Below are 3,343 nucleotides of genomic sequence, written 5' to 3'. Positions count from 1 at the left end.
GACCACGCCCGCCCAGCACATCCTTGATTTCCGTCAGCGACTTCTTGCCCAGGTTCGGCGTCTTCAACAGCTCGACTTCGGTCTTCTGGACCAGGTCGCCGATGTAGTAGATGCTTTCGGCCTTGAGGCAGTTCGCCGAACGGACCGTCAGTTCGAGATCGTCGATCGGACGCAGCAGGAGCGGATCGAACCCGCCCTTCTCCGCCTTGGTCGAATCGCTCTCGCGGCGCGAGAAATCGCCGAAAACCGACAGCTGATCGTTGATGATTTCAGCCGCCTTGCGGACAGCGTCTTCAGCACCGATCGTGCCGTTCGTCTCGATATCCAGCACGAGCTTGTCGAGGTTGGTGCGCTGCTCGACACGAGCGGCGTCCACTTCGTAAGCCACGCGCAGGACCGGCGCGAACGACGCGTCGAGCTGCAGACGGCCGATCGGCCGCGTCTCGTCATCCGGATGCTGGCGCGCGCTGGCCGGCTGGTAGCCGACGCCGCGACGCACCTTCAGACGCATGTTCAGTGCCACATCCTTGGTGAGGTGGCAGATCACGTGGTCCGGGTTGACGATTTCTACGGAATGGTCGACCGCGATGTCGCCTGCGGTGACCACGCCTTTGCCCTTCTTCGACAGCGTCAGGGTGACTTCGTCACCACTGTGCTGGCGGATGGCAACATCCTTGAGGTTCAGCAGGACTTCGATCACGTCCTCCTGCAAACCCTCAAGCGTTGTGTACTCGTGCAGCACGCCGTCGATTTCGACCTCGACGATGGCGCTGCCCGGGATCGAAGAGAGCAGCACGCGACGCAGCGCGTTGCCCAGGGTGTGACCAAAGCCACGCTCGAGCGGCTCGACCACCACCTTAGCGCGGTTCGCTCCAAGYTGCTCGACGCTGAGGCCACGAGGCCGCAGCACACTAGTTGACGAAACTGCCATGCAAGGCTCCGGTGAATTACTTCGAGTAAAGCTCGACGATCAGGGCTTCGTTGATGTCGGCCGGCAGATCACCGCGATCCGGCACAGCCTTGAACGTGCCTGCGAACTTCTTGCTGTCGACCTCGACCCACGACGGACGAAGGTCCATCGTGTCAAAGACCGTCGCCGCTTCCTGGACGCGCAGCTGACCGCGAGCCTTTTCGGTCAGCGAGACTTCGTCGCCCGGACGGACGTGGTAGGAAGGCACGTTGACCTTCTTGCCATTGACCGTCACGGACTTGTGAGCCACGAGCTGACGAGCCTGGGCGCGGGTAACCGCGAAACCCATGCGGAACACGACGTTGTCGAGACGGCTTTCCAGGAGGCGAAGCAGGTTTTCACCCGTATTGCCCTTCTGGGTCGAAGCCTTGGTGTAGTAGTTGCTGAACTGACGCTCGAGCACACCGTAGATGCGCTTGACCTTCTGCTTTTCACGCAGCTGGACGGCGTAGTCGGACAGACGGGCGCGCTTGTTTGCGCCATGCTGACCGGGTTTGTTCTCGAGCTTGCACTTGGAATCAAGCGCGCGGGCCGGGCTCTTCAGACCGAGGTCGGCACCTTCACGACGCGCAAGTTTGCAGGTAGCTCCACGATAACGGGCCATGGGTATGCTCCTTAGACGCGACGCTTCTTGGGGGGACGGCAGCCGTTATGCGGAATCGGCGTGACGTCAATAATGTTGAGCACTTTGTAGCCCAACGCATTCAGCGAACGCACGGCCGACTCACGGCCCGGGCCGGGGCCCTTGATGCGAACTTCCACGGTCTTCACACCGTAGTCGCCAGCAGCGCGGCCAGCCTTTTCGGCTGCCACCTGAGCGGCGAACGGGGTCGACTTACGGGAGCCGCGGAAACCCGCGCCGCCTGCAGTCGCCCACGACAGGGCATTGCCCTGGCGATCGGTGATCGTGACGATGGTGTTGTTGAAAGAAGCCTGCACGTGGGCCACGGCATCCGTGACAACGCGCTTGATCTTCTTCTTGGTTTTAACCGGCTTAGCCATAATCGGTATCCGTTACTTCTTGATCGGACGACGCGGACCCTTGCGGGTACGGGCGTTGGTACGCGTGCGCTGGCCGCGCACCGGCAGGCCGCGACGGTGGCGCAGGCCACGATAGCAACCGAGGTCCATCAGACGCTTGACCGCCATACCGATCTCGCGGCGAAGATCGCCCTCGACCGTGTACTTGGCGATCTCGGCGCGGATCTTCTCGACCTCACCTTCGCTAAGCGACTTGATGGGAGTGGTCGGAACCACGCCCGAGTCGACGCAAACCTTCTTCGCCCGCGAACGGCCGATTCCATAAATGCTCTGCAGGCCGACCCAGACATGCTTCTGGACCGGCAAATTGACACCCGCGATGCGCGCCATGATGTACTGTCTCCGATGCGTTTCGTGCGCGGTAAACGCGCAATTCTAACCTGAATTAACCTAAACGGGAAGTCCTGCGGCGCTGGGCGCCAAGGCCTCCCCTACTTGGGGGTCTCTGCCGCGTCTCAGCTGCGACGGAGATTGGACTTCTTGAGCAGACTCTCGTACTGGTGGCTGACGAGATGGGCCTGGACCTGAGCCGTAAAGTCCATCACCACCACCACCACGATCAGCAGCGAAGTGCCGCCGAAATAGAACGGAACGTGCCAGGCGTTCTGCATGAACGTGGGCACCAGGCAGACCAGGACGATGTAAACCGCGCCAACACCGGTAAGCCGGGTCATGACGCCATCGATGTAGTCTGCCGTGGCGCGACCCGGACGGATGCCCGGAATCAACGCGCCCGAACGCTTGAGGTTATCGGCCGTTTCCTGCGAGTTGAACACGATCGCCGTGTAGAAGAAGGCGAACCCGATCACCAGCACCGCGAACACGATGTCGTGCACCGGCTCACCCGGGCTCAACGCCGTGGTCAACCACTGCAACCAACGCGACTGGTGGGCAGTGCCGAACCAGGTCGCCGCAGTCGCGGGGAAGAGCAAGAGGCTGGTCGCGAAGATCGGCGGAATGACGCCCGCCATATTGATCTTCAGCGGCAGGTGCGAAGTCTGGCGCTGGAACTGGCGCTGACTGCCCTGCTTCGCGTAGTTCACGGTGATACGCCGTTGAGCGCGCTCCATGAACACCACGAAAGCGGTTACCGCCAGGATCAGCGCGGTCACCATGAGCAGCTTCAGAACCGACAGCTCTCCGTTGTTCGCCATGGTCAGCGTGTGCGCGATGGCACCCGGGAGACCGGCCACGATACCGGCGAAGATCAGCATCGAAATGCCGTTGCCGATACCGCGCTCCGTGATCTGCTCGCCGAGCCACATCAGGAACATCGTGCCGGCGGTGAGACCGACGACGGATGCCATGACGAAGCCCGCACCGGGCATATAG

5 protein-coding genes are annotated in these 3,343 nt (G+C 61.8%); all 5 read right to left on the bottom strand.

From position 1 onward, the window contains the following. Positions 1-931, bottom strand: a 931-nt coding sequence (locus tag AC1DSN_RS20330) for a DNA-directed RNA polymerase subunit alpha (RefSeq protein WP_477332495.1), incomplete at its 3' end; no start/stop codon positions are given. Between the two features lie 16 nt (positions 932-947). After that, positions 948-1,574: a 30S ribosomal protein S4 gene (gene rpsD / locus AC1DSN_RS20325; protein WP_046967235.1), complete on the bottom strand. Its 627-nt coding sequence runs from the start codon at positions 1,572-1,574 to the stop codon at positions 948-950. Positions 1,575-1,585: 11 nt separating this feature from the next. Further along, the gene (gene rpsK, locus AC1DSN_RS20320; RefSeq protein WP_007513384.1) at positions 1,586-1,972 is read right to left on the bottom strand and encodes a 30S ribosomal protein S11; all 387 of its coding nucleotides are present in this window, start codon (positions 1,970-1,972) and stop codon (positions 1,586-1,588) included. Positions 1,973-1,984: 12 nt separating this feature from the next. After that, entirely contained in the window at positions 1,985-2,341 is a 357-nt protein-coding gene (gene rpsM, locus AC1DSN_RS20315; RefSeq protein ID WP_046967236.1) for a 30S ribosomal protein S13, read from the bottom strand. Positions 2,342-2,466: 125 nt separating this feature from the next. Further along, positions 2,467-3,343: preprotein translocase subunit SecY (gene secY / locus AC1DSN_RS20310; protein ID WP_477332493.1), on the bottom strand; the 877-nt coding region annotated here is incomplete at its 5' end.

Source organism: Luteibacter sp. P4_D7_3, assembly GCF_056401735.1.
This window is presented reverse-complemented; position numbering and strand designations above follow the sequence as displayed.

Bases quoted from the DNA above. Each gene is read 5' to 3' on its own strand.
- rpsD (WP_046967235.1), bottom strand. From the start codon at position 1,574: ATGGCCCGTTATCGTGGAGCTACCTGCAAACTTGCGCGTCGTGAAGGT.
- rpsK (WP_007513384.1), bottom strand. From the start codon at position 1,972: ATGGCTAAGCCGGTTAAAACCAAGAAGAAGATCAAGCGCGTTGTCACG.
- rpsM (WP_046967236.1), bottom strand. From the start codon at position 2,341: ATGGCGCGCATCGCGGGTGTCAATTTGCCGGTCCAGAAGCATGTCTGG.